The following is a 13,644-nucleotide window of genomic DNA, read 5'->3' as shown; positions in this document are numbered from 1 at the left end:
GCCAACAGGGACCGCGCTTCTTCGTATGCCGGACAAGAGCAGTCCCCTACCTCGTGAGTGGGCGGAACGGGCGACAGATCAGTCACTCCGCGTATGCGACCACACGGGCAGGGGACACGACATGGGCCCCAGGGCCCAATACAGGGCTCAAAACCCTTACCTACCGACCCAGTTGAGCCAGCTTGCCCCGATCACGACCCTGATGCCGCCACCCCGGGGGCTCCTGCCGACCAGAATTCGGAGTGAATGTTGGGGCGGGGGATGAGCCGCGCTTCCGGATCGAGAAACGCTGTGGCACGGCTGGTGGAGTCGGCGACTTCGGAACGGCGGACGCAGGGGCTGTCCACATCGAAATGCACTTGACCCTTGTCAGCGACAGTCAGGCTCACTTGGAACCCCTCCTGCGTCTTCACGAAGATCGCGGGAGCATCGAAATGGCTATTGATGGCCGTCACGCGATAGCCGCTCCTCCGCCAGAACCGATCCACTACACCCAGGAGACTTCCTCTTCGCTGAGCAGAGACGACTGTCATGACCGTCCGCCTCCGAGTAACCGTGCAACTTCCCGTCGTCGTCGGACCGTGCACCCAAAGTACACTCGGCTCGATCTCGGCTAGAACGCTGTCGAGCAAGCCATCGGCGCGCTCAGCCGCATCCTGCATATCCATGTCTCCACCCCGATCCCCTGCACACCCTGCCAGCAATGTCCCCAAAAGAGTGATAACGATAATCAATCGGGCTCTATCCATTAGCGAGGCTCTTCTCTTTGGATCCTGTTCGCGTGCCCTGCGGCGATCAAGGCCATATTTTCGACCGACGTCCTATCGAGCTCGGGGTCGAAGTATTCCGAGTGGGCATCGATCGTGACCCTCCCCTCACCGACCAGGGGCGGCCCAGCTCCTACCTCGAATCGTTGGGCCCCGAATGCTTCACTGGCCGGATCCTTGCCGAACCAGACATCGTCGTCCCCTCTGTCGGCTAGTCCACCGAAGACATAAGCTGCGACTGGCCCGCCGACCAGCATCTCGGACGCTCCTACCGCGAACTCGCCCTTGGATGGAAGTTTGGTCACAACATCATTGGCAGCTGCTCCGACGAACACATGATCCCGACCCACTCCGAGTGCGTCCGCACTATCGACCCCCACTCCCGGACTCCCGACGAACACAATGTCATCAACACCGGGAATTCCGCCTGGATACTGCGCAGCGGACCCAACGGTCCGCGAGCCGTATGAGTGACCAATGGCCGTCATGTGAGGATCTTGATTCTCGTTAGCTACCTCGATTCCGCCCATAAATTCACGGAAGGCCAAGCCACCATCTTCCGCTCTGCCATCCGCAGCGACAGAAAGAGACCCGAGCCCATCCGGTGACTGCGGTGCGTCATATCCGAGCCACGTGATTGCAGCGGCAGGTTCACCATGACGATTCGATACGATGGACAGGTCACGAGCTCGCTTCAGGTCGTTCGTGGCAAACTCCTCATCCAACGAGGTATTCAACCCCGGAACATAAGCCGCCACATTCCGCGCCGTATCAGGATTCCCGTACGAGACGATCGCCCGACCGTTTCCCTGATCCCCGATGCCGAGCAGGTACATCGGCGGCTCCCCCGCCCGCGGCACCGCCCTCAACTGCCGGTCGATCTCCCGCAGTGCCGCGAGCTTGGTCGCCGAATCCTCGTCGTCCCGCCCCTCCAGCTTCCCCATCAGCAGCTGAAGGTTGTCCCGGTTCGCCGCGTCCCGTACGAGGGCCGGGATCCCGTCCAGGTTGCCGATCTGATCCGGGTACACCGCGAGGTACTCCTCCCGCTGTTCGTCCGTCAGCCCGGCCCACCACGCCTTGCGCTCCGCCGGGCTCGCATCGTGCGGGATCGCGTTCCTCAGGTAGCTGCCCGCCGCCTCCCGCACCGCCGCCGCATCGGCCGCGGCGTCCTTCCAAGTCGCGGCCGGGACGCCCAGTCCCTCCTGCGCCTTCAGCGACCGCAGAATCCTGGTGTACCGCCAGTCCGCGTCGGCCGCCGTCCGTACGGCCTGCGCCACCCGGTCCGCGATGTCCTGGGCCTTGCCGGCGTTCGGGTTGGGCGCTACGAGACCCGAAGGGGTGACCATGCCCGGGTTCGGAACCCCGGACGCCGTCCCGCCCGCCAACGGCTTCCCGTCGACCAGACCCTCGCCCGCCGCCGGATACGCCACCGAACCGTCCGCGTGCACGGTGAACCGCAGCGCCGCCGCATCGTCCAGCGCCCCCTGCAACACACGCTGCTGGGCCCTGATCTCATGGGCGAGGCTGTTCAGCGTGGTCCGCAGCAGCCCGCACTCGGTGTAGATGTACTGGAAGTTCGTCCCCAGCCTCCGCAGCCGCCCCACGGCCGCGCCCACCGCCTCTCCCTTCTGGGTGTTGCGCAGAACGGGCAGGAGTTGGCCCTCGACACGGTCCCGGGCCGCGTCGGCACGGTTGCTGACCCGCCCCCAGCCGTCCGCCGCCTGCTCCAGTTCGGCGCACTTCACCTCACGTAACGCGGTCCAGGTCAGGGCTGAACCGGCACCACCGCCCCGTCCGCTCACCACTCGCCGCCACCGCCCGGCGTCTTCACCCCGTCGAAGCCGCTCTTCACCGCCTCGTTGGCCTGCGCCTGGCCCCGGACGACCGCCCGCAGTTTCTCGGCGAGGCTCCCGCACTCGCCTCGCGCGCCCTCGATCCGGCGCTCCCACGAGGCACGCACGGAGTTCAGTTCTGCCAGCGCGTCCAGAGCCCCGGCTCCGGCGATCAAGCCCCGGTGCGCCGCCTCCAGCTCGCCCCTCACCGGGCGGAGGTGCGCGACCAGTTGATCGGCTCCGCCGGCGGCACGCAGCCACGGACCGCCGCTGTGCCGAAGATCCCCGCCCCCGGCCGCCGCTCCCGCCGATCCGGCCGGCGCCCCGAACCGCTCCCCGCCATCGTTCGGTTGCCCGACCACGGTCACTCCGCCCACACCGCTCACCCCGCTCCTCTGATCGTGGAGCGGCACTGTGCCAAATACGCGGTGAGCGACATGCCGTACGCACACCCGTCGGGTCCCGGCGCCGTACGCCACCGGTCCCGTGGTTCCCGGCCGGGCCGAGCGGGGCACCGGTCCCCGCCGAGCCGCCCGGTTCACCCGAACGAAGGGGGAGCCGAGCACCACCACCCTCACCAGCAGGAGGCCGACCGGCGCACCGACGGCTCTCGAACGGCGCATACGAACACGCCGTGCTCCGCGAACGCTGCAACCGCGGCGGGAACCCATGGCCACCGTCGTTGCTCCTGGTCACACCCCGTGATACATAGAGTAACCAGGCGTGTGCGTGAAGAGCCGGACGAGCCGCAGGTCAGGACGGGCGCCCCGGTCAAACGTGCGAGATCCGGGTAAAGAGACCCGGTAAGGCGTCGTGCGAGCGCGGTTTCATCAGCGAAGATAGAAGGCGACCCGTGCCGGACGGCACGGGCAGCGAACTACCCAACAGGGGCGGTGACTTACATGATCCTGGCAGCAGAGAAGGGCGACATCACCACCATCATCGGCGGAATCGCTCCGGACTGGGGGCCGTTCGGGACGCTGGGCAACGAGGCGCGCATCATGATCGAGGTGGTGATGGCCATTGCCATTCTGCTCTGCCTCGGCATCGCGATCTGGGGCGCGGCGAAGCAGCGCATCGGAGCGACGGCACTGCGCGACACGTTCAGCGCGGAGCAGGGCAAGGGCCTGATCGTGGCAGGGCTGACAGGGGTCTTCATCATCGGCTCCCTGGGCACCCTGTTCACCATCGTCTACGGAATGGCCGTCTGACCCACCGTCGGCCATCCCCGTCGGCCGTCCCGTCCGGGCCGTCCCAGCCCGCTCCCCACCATCCGCCCGTCGCGCCCACCGGCTGAGGTTGCGTTTCCCTGATGTCGAGTCACCACACCGCGCTCAAGCGGCAACCAGCACAGCTACCGTCGTCCTGCGCGGATCTGCACACGACCGAGGGAGCGAACGCGGCATGAGTCCCGGTGGCGAGCACGACTACCGCGGCAAGGACCAGGGGGGCCGCCCGGACGACCCGTACAGCACCCTCGGCGGCACCCGTCAGACCCGCACCCGTCTCCCCGACGGCGATGCGGGTCTCCCGCACGCGCGCCGCCCGGTCCGCACCTCCCGCTCCCTCCTGACGATCACCGGTGTCGTGGTCCTCCTCGTCGCCGCCATCGCCTTCGCCAACCGCGGCGGTGGCAGCGACGAGGACGCCGCGCCGGGCGCGAAAAAGCCCGGAACCACCGGAAGCGCCCCCACCGCGGCCACCGGCACCCAACCCGTCCAGGGCAAGAACGGCACGATCGCCTCCGGCTTCGCCCACGACGAACAGGGGGCGCAGAGCGCTGCGGCGAACTATGCGGTGGCGCTGGGGTCTGCGGAGATGTTCACGAAGGAGAGCCGCCACCAGATCCTCGACACGGTCTACTCGCCCGCGGCGGCGGATCAACTCCGAGCACGTCAGGACCTGGCCTACTCGGCCGAGTTCCTCGCGCACCTCGGTCTCGACCCCGACGGCAATGCCCCACAGGGCAGCACCTTCATCTCGAGGACCGTTCCCGTGGGCACGAAGGTGCTGGCGTTCGACGGCGACACCGCAAAGGTAGCTGTCTGGTACACGGGGCTCATCGGCATGTCCGGGCAGGACTCCACCAAACCCGTGAGCACGACCTGGAAGACGTGGACGGCTCAGTTGGCGTGGCTGGACGGTGACTGGAAAGTGACGGGAGCATCCGAGAGCGACGGCCCGGCGCCGGTTCCCGGTGATGTCGCGGCTTCCCAGTCCGACGCGATCAGCAAGGCCGTCGAGGAGTACGGAGGCTTCACTTATGCCAGGTAGCCCCAAGCGCCCAAGTCCCCAGCGCCGTAGTCGCCAGCACCGCTTCCGTACGGTGACCACCACGCTGACCGGACTGCAAGCAGCCGCGCTGACGTTCGCCGGACGCGCGGCCGCGGAACCGACCCCCACCCCGACGCCTTCACCGAGCGCCAGCAATGACTGCAGTCTGCTGTTCGGCGAGGTGAAGAAGTTCTGCGAGGAAGGCGACGGCGACAGCGCTCCCAGCAGCGTGCCGGGATCTCCCGACCCGACAGAGTCCCTCGACCCCCTCTCCGCACTGGCCCGAGGCTGCGCCGACGCCGCCTCCTGGATCGTCGGCAAGCTCAGCGAGGCCGTCGAGTCCACGGCCAACGTCGACTTCACCAACCCCAAGTTCCTCCAGCAGTACGCCGTCATCTTCGCGGCCTCCACCATCCTCACCCTCGTCCTCTGGCTCCTCGCCGTAGCCAAGCGGGCCATCCGCGGCGTCCCCCTCACCACCGCGATCTCCGAGGCCGTGGGCTTCCTCTGGCTCACCGTCCTCGCCTCGGCCTTCACCCCGCTGATCCTCTACACGATCGTCTCCGCCACCGACGGCGTCACCGAGGTCATCTCCTCCGCCACCGGCGGCCAGACCGACGTCTTCTTCGGCTCGTTCGCCGAAGCCCTCAAAAAGGGCGAGGACATCGGCGGCGGACCGATCATGCTGATCGTCGTCTCGCTCGTCTCGATCCTCGCCGCCGGCATCCTGTGGCTGGAGCTCGTCATCCGCGCCGCCCTGCTCTACGTCGGCGCGCTCCTCGGGATCGTCGTCTACGCCGGCCTCGTCGACAAGAACATGTGGGGCCACGTCCGCCGCTGGGCCGGCATCATGATCGCGGTGATCATGGTGAAGCCGGTCATCGTCATCGTCCTCGGCCTCGCCGGAGCACTCTCCACGGGCGACGGCCCCGACGCCTTCTCCGCCGTCGTCTCCGGCCTCTCCATCATCCTGCTGGCCATCTTCGCCTCTGCCATGATCTACCGCTTCGTCCCCGGCTTCGGCGACGAGATCCAGGGCGCCCGCACCAACCGCAAGCAGGCCACCGACGGCGCCCAGGCCGCCGCCATGATCAGCTCCCCGGCCGCCCTCGTCTCCCAGGGCATCAAGACCCACAGCGGGCGCAACGACCAGAACAGCGGCGGAGGCGGAGGCGCCCGCCCCGCCAACCCGGCCAGCGGCGGCGTCGCCGCCCACAGCTCCCGCACCACCGGCGGAGGCGGAGGGGGCGGCGCAGCCCCCTCACCCCGCAGCGGGTCCACACCCACCTCCGGGACCCCCCACAGCAGCCGCTCCTCCCGAGGCGGAGGCGGCTTCGGCACCACAGGTAACTCGAACACAGGAGGTGGAGGGCGTTGACGACCCAGTCCCACACGATGACGCCCCGCCGCACGTATCTCATCGGCCGCGCCCGGCCGAACGCGATCGTCGGCAAGAACCGCGAGACCGGCGAGATCGCCCTCATCATCGCCGGCGCGTTCCTCGGCATGATGAGCGGACTCCTCGTCCCTGTCCTCTCCCTCCGCATCGTCTGCCTCGTGGGCTTCCCCATGCTGGCTCTCGCCGTCGTGTACGTCCCGTACAAGGGCCGCACCTTCTACAAGTGGTTCGAGATCAACCGCAGCTTCAAACGCTCCCTGCGCCGCGGCACCGCCTACCGCTCCACCGCCATGGAAGCGGGCGTCAGCTCCGACGGCCGTGAGGTCGAGATCGGCCCGCCCCCCGGCATCGGCCGGATCAGCTGGCTCGCCGCCCCCTTCGGCCCCGACGAGATCGCCGTGCTCCTCCACGCCGACCGCCGCACCGTCACCGCGGCCATCGAGATCGAGGGCCCCGGCGTCGGCCTCCGCGACAGCGAGGACCAGGAAGCCCTCGTCGACCGCTTCGGCACCCTCCTCAAGCACGTGGCCAACGGCGACGGCTTCGTCACCCGCCTCCAGATGCTCGCCCGCACCCTCCCGGCCGACCCCGACGCCCACGCCAAGGACGTCGCCCAGCGCGGCGACAAGGCGTCCCCGGGCTGGCTCCAGGAGTCCTACGACCAGCTCCAGTCCATGGTCTCCACCTCCAGCGAGCAGCACCGCGCCTACCTCGTCGCCTGCATGCACTACAGCCGCGAACTGGCCGCCGAGGCCAACGCCATGGCCCGCGCCGCCCGCCCCCACGGCGGCCGCAAGCTCGACCGCGACGCCGGCCTCGCCGTCGTCATGGCCCGCGAGCTCACCGACATCTGCGCCCGCCTCGCCGAGGCCGACATCCGGGTACGCCAGCCGCTCGGCCAGAGCCGCCTGGCCTCCCTCGTACACTCCATGTACGACCCCGACCACCCCATCGACCACATCCAGGCCATGACCAAGCGCAACGCCTGGCCTGCCGAACTGGACGCGGTCGAGCCGACGTTCCTCCAGGCCAAGACCCGCGAGTCCTCCACCCGCGCCCCCTGGTGCCACGCCACGGCCTGGGTGAAGGAATGGCCCATGACCCCCGTCGGCGTCAACTTCCTCGCCCCGCTCCTCGTCCACACCCCCGACGTCATCCGTACGGTCGCCGTCTGCATGGACCTCGAACCCACCGAGGTAGCCATCGAACGCATGCTGACCGAGAAGACCAACGACGACGCCGAGGCCAGCCGCCAGGCCAAGATGAACCGCACCGTCGACCCCCGGGACATCGCCGCCCACGGCCGGCTCGACCAGCGGGGTGAAGATCTCGCCAGCGGAGCGGCCGGAGTGAACCTGGTGGGGTACATCACGGTGTCGTCGCGCTCACCGGAGGCCCTCGCCCGCGACAAGCGCACCATCCGCGCCTCGGCGGGCAAGTCGTATCTCAAGCTGGAATGGTGCGACCGCGAGCACCACCGGGCCTTCGTGAACACGCTCCCGTTCGCCACCGGCATCCGCCGGTGACGACCTGACACCGTACCGATCCCCGCCGCACCACCCGATCGATCACCGTTCCCCATCCGATCGATCACCCCTGCACCACCCGCAGGAAGAACCGCAGGAAGAACCGCAACAAGAGAGGGCACCCCCACCATGCGAGACCCCCTGTCCGCATTGTCGGATGCCTTCACCTCCTTCCTCTTCGGCAAGGTGGAGACGACCCGCCTCCCCGTCCGTACGTCGACGGGCCAGGCCCAGGCCGTCTACCTCCCCACCGCCGCCCCCGGCCTCGGCGACTCCGGCGTGATCATCGGCCGCGAGGTCTACAGCGGCAAGGGCTACATCTACGACCCCTTCCAGCTGTACGGGCAACAGCTCCCCGCCCCCCACTGGCTCGTCCTCGGCGAGTCCGGCAACGGCAAGTCGGCGCTGGAGAAGACCTATGTCCTGCGCCAGCTCCGCTTCCGTGACCGCCAGGTCGTCGTCCTCGACGCCCAGGGCGAGGACGGCGTCGGCGAATGGAACCTCATCGCCCAGGAGCTGGGCATAACCCCCATCCGCCTGGACCCGACCGCAGCCCTCAACGGCGGTATCCGGCTCAACCCCCTCGACCCCTCCATCACCACCACCGGCCAGCTCGCCCTGCTCCGTACGATCATCGAAGTGGCGATGGGCCACGGGCTCGACGAACGTTCCGGCTTCGCCCTGAAGGTCGCCCACGCCTACGTCACCGCGACCAACACCGACCGCCAGCCGGTCCTGATGGACATCGTGGAGCAGCTGCGCCACCCGAAGCCCGAGTCCGCCGAGGCGATGAACGTCGACATAGACGATGTACGGGCCTGGGGCCTGGACGTCGCCCTCGTCCTGGACCGCCTGGTCGACGGTGACCTGCGTGGCATGTTCGACGGCCCCACGAGCGTCGGCATCGACCTCGACGCGCCCCTCATCGTCTTCGACCTCTCGCACATCGACCGCAACTCGATCGCGATGCCGATCCTGATGGCGATCGTCGGCGTCTGGCTGGAGCACACCTGGATCAGGCCCGACCGCAAGAAGCGCATCTTCCTGGTCGAGGAGGCGTGGCACATCATCAACTCCCCCTTCGTCGCGCAGCTCTTCCAGCGCCTCCTGAAGTTCGGACGCCGCCTCGGCCTCTCCTTCGTCGCCGTCGTCCACCACCTCAGCGACGTGGTGGACGGGGCCGCGGCGAAGGAAGCGGCGGCCATCCTCAAGATGGCGTCCACCCGCACGATCTACGCCCAGAAATCGGACGAGGCCCGAGCGACCGGCCGGGTCATCGGCCTGCCCCGCTGGGCCGTCGAGATCATTCCGACGCTCACGCCCGGCATCGCCGTCTGGGACGTCAACGGCAACGTCCAGGTCGTCAAGCACCTGATCACCGAAGCCGAACGCCCTCTGGTCTTCACCGACCGCGCCATGACCGAGGGATCGACGGACGACCTCCTGCCCGAGGACATCCGCGCCGCCGAGCTGGAGGCGGAACAACGGGCGGCCCGGATCGAGAACCAGCAACGGATCAACGAGTCGTCAGAGTCAACGGTGGCATGACATGGCACGCCAGGCAGCACGCGGCCGGGGCCCGGCCCATCACGACGGACGCGACCGGCCCCAGGGCGGCGGCGTCCCGGATGGCCTGCTGATCGGCCTCCTGGGCCTCCTCTTCGCCGCCACCCTGGTCGGCTGGACGGCCACCGGCCTCGCCGGGCTCTTCGCCCACGGGGCCTGGCCGGACGGCGTGACGTTCACCGGGTCCCCTCTCGCCCTGCGTGAACTGGCCACCGCCCCCCAGGACCTCGCCGCGGCCTGGCCGGGGACACCTCCGGCCCAGCTCTCCGGGTACGGCCTGTTCTGGGGCCTGTTCATCGGCGAACTGATGGTGCTGGTGGTCCTCGTGGTGTTCACGCTCGGAGTCGTGGCCCGTGGTCGTGCCGTACGGGAGGGCCGCCGCGAGGAACGAGCCTTCGCAACGCCGGAGAAGCAGCCCCCCGCACAGAGCCCGCCCCCGGCCCCGGTCCAGCCCCACGCACCGGCACCAGCACTGACGAAAATTCACCCCACCACAGCCGCAGGCACACCCGCGGCCACAGAGACACCCACGCCCCCCGAGGCCCGCGAAACCCCCAACGCCCCCGGGGCCCTCGAAGCCCCCGGGATCTCCGAGGAGCCCTCCGGAATCACCCCCGCCGGCGCCCCTCTCCCTCTCCCCCTCTCCCTGCCCTCCCCCCGCACCCCCCTCCTCGTCTACGCTCCCGCCCCCGCTAGGCGCCCCACCGTCGTCCGGGCCGTACACGACGCCGAGGGCCCCACCCTCGTCGTCACCTCGGACCCCACCGTCTGGGCCGAGACGAAAGACGCCCGCGCCAAGCTCGGCCCGGTCCTCGTCTACGACCCGGGCCACCTCTGCGACACCCCGGCCCGCCTCCACTGGTCGCCCACCACAGGCTGCGAGCTCCCCGACGTCGCCGCCGCACGCGCCGCCGCCCTGCTCGCCCCGGTACGCCCGCAGGCCCGGATCGACGCGGCGGTGGCCGACACCGCGCAGACGCTCCTCCAGTGCTGGCTGCACGCCGCAGCGGTGGACGGCCGCCCCTTCCGCCAGGTCCTCCGCTGGGCCTCCGGGTCCGGCGCCCACGAACCGGTACGCCTCCTCCGTACGCACCCCAAGGCCGCATCCGGACTCGCCGGGCTCCTGGAGTCCGCCCTCACCGCCTACCCCGAACGGCGCGAGGTGGCCCAGGAACTGACGGTACGGGCGTTCGCCGCCCTGTCCACGGTGCACATCCGCGAGGCCTGCACGGCGAACCGAGCGGATTCCCTCGCGCTGGAATCTTTTGCGGCCGAAGGGGGAACGCTCTATCTGGTGGGCGAATCCATCGAGGATCCCCGCTCCCGCCCCGGCGCGATGCCCCTCCTCACCGCGCTCGCCGCAGACGTGGTCGAGCACGGCCGCCGCATGGCCGCACGGTCATCCGACGGTCGGCTCGACCCACCAATGACGCTCGTCCTCGACGACATCGCGGCCGTGGCGCCCCTTCCCCAGCTCCCGGAACTGCTCGCGACCGGCCAGCACCGGGGCATGCCCGCCCTCGTGCTGCTCCGTTCCCGGGAACAGGGACGGGCCCGCTGGCAGGACCGCCTGCACGCCTCCGCCCCGGGCGCCGGCTAGACGAAAGCCCTCGGAGCAGCGACTGGACGAAAGCCCCCGGAGCGCCGACCGGACGAAGGGCCCGGAGGCCGGCCGGACTAAGGGCCCGGAGCGCCGTTACCCCTCGCGCCCGAGGACATACTCCAGCTCCAGCTCGCCCCGGTCGCCCGGGGCCGGGATCCGCTGCCCGGAGGGGACGAATCCGAACCGCCGGTAGAACGCGGCGGCTCGCGGATTCCTCTCGTGGACATAGAGGCGCACCCGCTCCAGCCGGGGCGAGGACAGCGACCACGCCCACGCGACGGCCTCCCGGAACAGCGCGTCCGTCACCCCGGTCCCCCGGACCTCGGGACGGACGAACACACCGACCAAGTGCGCCTGTTCCACCGCGGGCGCCTCCCCGAAGCGCACATCGTCCTCCGGGCTCTCCACGAGCACGGTGACCGAACCCACCCACGCCCCCTCGGGCGACTCCGCGACGAACTGCCGGACACGATCGCCCCCGCCCTCGGCGGCAGCCGCGGCGCGCTCCTGCCAGAAGGCGTCCGGTTTCGCCACGGCCTCCTCGTACGACTCCAGGAACGCCACCGGGGCCGCCGGGTCCGTCAGAGCGTCCAGCCGCAACTGCCTGACCTGCGGCCATTCATCGGCCCGCACCGCACGCATCACATAATCCATCCCCCGATACTCACCCCCTCCCGCCCGACGTTCAACCGAGTAACCCCACCGCCACCACCCACAGAGCGACCGCACCGCACCACCCTCGCCCCACCCCACACCGGCACCCCGTCGTACCCCGGTACTACGCCCCGGGCCCACGTCCAGCCCCCGGTCGGACGACCGTGCCGCGCCGTCTCCGTAGCGTCGACCGCATGATCAAGGCACACGGACTCACCAAGCGGTACGGCGACAGAACCGTCGTCCAGGACCTCGACTTCACCGTCCGCCCCGGCACCGTCACCGGCTTCCTCGGCCCCAACGGCGCCGGGAAATCCACGACGATGCGCATGCTCCTCGGCCTCGACGCCCCGACGCACGGCCGCTCCACCGTCAACGGGTGCTCCTACGCGACCCACCCCGCGCCCCTCACCCAGGTCGGCGCCCTGCTGGAGGCCCGGTCCGTCCACCCGGGCCGGTCCGCCCTCGACCACCTGATGGCACTCGCCCACACCCACGGCATCCCGCGCCGCCGCGTCGAGGAGGTCATCGACCTCGCCGGGCTGACCGACGCCGCCCGCCGGAGGGTCAAGGGCTTCTCCCTCGGCATGGGCCAGCGGCTCGGCATCGCCGCCGCACTCCTCGGCGACCCCGCCACCGTCATCCTGGACGAACCGGTCAACGGGCTGGACCCCGAAGGCGTCCTGTGGATCCGCACCCTCCTCACCTCCCTCGCCGCCGAAGGCCGTACGGTCCTCGTCTCCTCCCACCTGATGAGCGAGATGGCCCTCACCGCCGACCACCTGATCGTCATCGGCCGCGGCAGACTCCTCGCCGACACCACGGTGGCCGAGCTGATCCGCTCGGCGGGCGGGGCATCCGTCAAGGTCGTCACCCCGCAGCCGGACGACCTGGGCGCCCACCTGACGGGCCCGGGCGTGACCATCACCGCCACCCGTAGCCCCACCGCCGGTGCCCGGACCCACGAACTCCGGATCCGAGGAGTGGACGCCGCTCACATCGGAGGCGTGGCCGCCGCACACGCGATCACGCTGTGCGAACTGACCCCCCAGACCGTGTCGCTGGAGCAGGCGTTCATGGAACTCACCCAGGAATCGGTGGACCACCGGCCGCAGCAGCGAACAGCGGCGGGTCCCGCCTCTTCCTCTCTCCCAGGAGCAGCAGCATGACCACGACCCACCCCACCCTTCCGTCCCCAGGCTCGAGCACACCGCCATCCCCACCCCCATCTCCGTCCCCACCTCCACCGCAGTACCGCATCACCGCCCCCCGGATCCTGCGCTCGGAGTGGCACAAGCTCCACTCGCTGCGCTCCACCTGGATCACCGTCACCTCGGCGGTCGTGATGGTCCTGGGCGTCGGCCTGATCATGGGCGGGACCTACACCTCCGGCGGCGGGGACTCCGACGTCGACACGATCGTCCTGACGCTGTACGGCAGCCTGCTCGGCCAGTTGTGCCTGGTCGTCCTGGGCATCCTGATGACCGCCGGCGAGTACGCGACCGGGATGATCCGCTCCTCGCTCACCGCCGTACCGGCCCGGCTCCCCGTCCTGTGGGCCAAGGCCGCGGTGTTCGCCGCCACCGTCTTCACGGTCATGTTCGCGACGGCCCTGGTCACGTTCGCGGCGGCCCAGGCCTTCCTCCACGACACCGACCAGGCCGCCTCGCTCACCGCCCCGGGCATCGTGCGCGCCCTGGCGGGGAACGCGGCGGCTCTCACCCTGATGGGCCTGCTGGCTCTCGGCCTCGGCGCACTGCTGCGCTCGGTACCGGGCGCGATCGGCGCGTTCATCGGCGGTGTCATGATCCTGCCGGAGATCCTCGGGATGCTCCCGTACGACGCCGTGGAGCGCGCCATCATGTACTTTCCCACCCAGGCCGCCGGCGCCCTGGGCTCCGCCACCCCCATCCCGGGCACCATCTCCCCCGGCCCCGCCCTGCTCGCCCTGTCCCTGTGGGCGGGCACGACACTGGCAGCGGCAGCGCTGGCGCTCAACCGCCGCGACGTCTGACGCGAGGAG

Annotated in this window: 12 protein-coding genes; 8 read left to right on the top strand and 4 right to left on the bottom strand. The window is 69.9% G+C overall.

Features of this window, described 5'->3' with window-relative positions; genetic code table 11:
• Positions 1–191: 191 nt before the first annotated feature.
• The 3 genes from N7925_RS19150 to N7925_RS19140 all read right to left on the bottom strand — a co-directional run bounded on the left by N7925_RS19150 (position 192) and on the right by N7925_RS19140 (position 2,985).
• Entirely contained in the window at positions 192–455 is a 264-nt protein-coding gene (locus N7925_RS19150; protein ID WP_274344575.1) for a hypothetical protein, read from the bottom strand.
• Between the two features lie 293 nt (positions 456–748).
• Positions 749–2,569, bottom strand: a complete 1,821-nt coding sequence (locus N7925_RS19145; RefSeq protein WP_274344574.1) for an alpha/beta hydrolase — start codon at positions 2,567–2,569, stop codon at positions 749–751.
• Entirely contained in the window at positions 2,566–2,985 is a 420-nt protein-coding gene (locus N7925_RS19140; RefSeq protein ID WP_274344573.1) for a hypothetical protein, read from the bottom strand. The genes N7925_RS19145 and N7925_RS19140 overlap by 4 nt, the downstream gene beginning before the upstream one ends.
• Before the next feature lie 516 nt (positions 2,986–3,501).
• On the opposite strand from N7925_RS19140, the gene N7925_RS19135 reads away from it, so the two are divergent.
• The 6 genes from N7925_RS19135 (at position 3,502) to N7925_RS19110 (ending at position 10,964) form a co-directional block, all read left to right on the top strand.
• Positions 3,502–3,810: a hypothetical protein gene (locus N7925_RS19135; protein ID WP_003968086.1), complete on the top strand. Its 309-nt coding sequence runs from the start codon at positions 3,502–3,504 to the stop codon at positions 3,808–3,810.
• 193 nt (positions 3,811–4,003) lie between these two features.
• Positions 4,004–4,873 carry a hypothetical protein gene (locus tag N7925_RS19130; protein WP_274344572.1) on the top strand — a complete coding sequence of 290 codons (870 nt, stop codon included), beginning with the start codon at positions 4,004–4,006 and terminating at the stop codon, positions 4,871–4,873.
• Positions 4,863–6,251 carry a hypothetical protein gene (locus N7925_RS19125; protein WP_443032197.1) on the top strand — a complete coding sequence of 463 codons (1,389 nt, stop codon included), beginning with the start codon at positions 4,863–4,865 and terminating at the stop codon, positions 6,249–6,251. The genes N7925_RS19130 and N7925_RS19125 overlap by 11 nt, the downstream gene beginning before the upstream one ends.
• Positions 6,248–7,798, top strand: a complete 1,551-nt coding sequence (locus N7925_RS19120; RefSeq protein ID WP_265600757.1) for an SCO6880 family protein — start codon at positions 6,248–6,250, stop codon at positions 7,796–7,798. The genes N7925_RS19125 and N7925_RS19120 overlap by 4 nt, the downstream gene beginning before the upstream one ends.
• A gap of 129 nt (positions 7,799–7,927) precedes the next feature.
• Positions 7,928–9,346: an ATP-binding protein gene (locus tag N7925_RS19115; RefSeq protein WP_274344570.1), complete on the top strand. Its 1,419-nt coding sequence runs from the start codon at positions 7,928–7,930 to the stop codon at positions 9,344–9,346.
• Position 9,347: 1 nt separating this feature from the next.
• Positions 9,348–10,964 (top strand): type IV secretory system conjugative DNA transfer family protein, encoded by a 1,617-nt coding sequence (locus N7925_RS19110; protein WP_274344569.1) that lies wholly within the window; start codon positions 9,348–9,350, stop codon positions 10,962–10,964.
• Positions 10,965–11,060: 96 nt separating this feature from the next.
• Here N7925_RS19110 and N7925_RS19105 read toward each other — a convergent pair whose 3' ends face one another.
• Positions 11,061–11,621 (bottom strand): GNAT family N-acetyltransferase, encoded by a 561-nt coding sequence (locus N7925_RS19105; protein WP_265600754.1) that lies wholly within the window; start codon positions 11,619–11,621, stop codon positions 11,061–11,063.
• A 194-nt stretch (positions 11,622–11,815) separates the two neighbouring features.
• Between N7925_RS19105 and N7925_RS19100 the strand changes: the two genes are divergently transcribed.
• The gene (locus N7925_RS19100; RefSeq protein ID WP_274344568.1) at positions 11,816–12,790 is read left to right on the top strand and encodes an ABC transporter ATP-binding protein; all 975 of its coding nucleotides are present in this window, start codon (positions 11,816–11,818) and stop codon (positions 12,788–12,790) included.
• Entirely contained in the window at positions 12,787–13,635 is an 849-nt protein-coding gene (locus tag N7925_RS19095; RefSeq protein WP_274344567.1) for an ABC transporter permease, read from the top strand. Before N7925_RS19100 ends, N7925_RS19095 begins: the two co-directional genes overlap by 4 nt.
• Positions 13,636–13,644 lie beyond the last annotated feature (9 nt).

Source organism: Streptomyces sp. CA-278952 (genome assembly GCF_028747205.1).
Classification (GTDB): domain Bacteria; phylum Actinomycetota; class Actinomycetes; order Streptomycetales; family Streptomycetaceae; genus Streptomyces.
The sequence above is the reverse complement of the archived record's forward strand: the minus strand, read 5'-3'. Positions and strand labels throughout refer to the sequence as shown.